Origin of the sequence: Methylobacterium frigidaeris (genome assembly GCF_022179185.1) — a bacterium.
Lineage (GTDB): Bacteria > Pseudomonadota > Alphaproteobacteria > Rhizobiales > Beijerinckiaceae > Methylobacterium > Methylobacterium frigidaeris.
Genome location: NZ_BPQJ01000355.1, coordinates 1 through 236 on the forward strand (window position 1 = coordinate 1; position 236 = coordinate 236).

Annotated in this window: 1 rRNA gene; it reads left to right on the forward strand. The window is 59.7% G+C overall.

The annotated features are described in order from the left end of the window. Positions 1-236 (forward strand): 23S ribosomal RNA (locus MFF64_RS37340); the annotation flags it as partial.

Below are 236 nucleotides of genomic sequence, written 5' to 3' on the forward strand. Positions count from 1 at the left end.
GCTGAACTTAAGCATATCAATAAGCGGAGGAAAAGTAACTAACCAGGATTCCCCCAGTAACGGCGAGCGAAGCGGGAACAGCTCTACCAGGCAATCTCTAGCGTCGATCGCCAGCGAATTGTGGCCGGCAGAGGCGGGTGCACCTGACGCGACTCCGTCGAAGTTCACCTGGAAAGGCACGTCGGACACGGTGATAGCCCCGTGCGCGGCGGAGTCGCCCAAGGCCGCTACCCTCT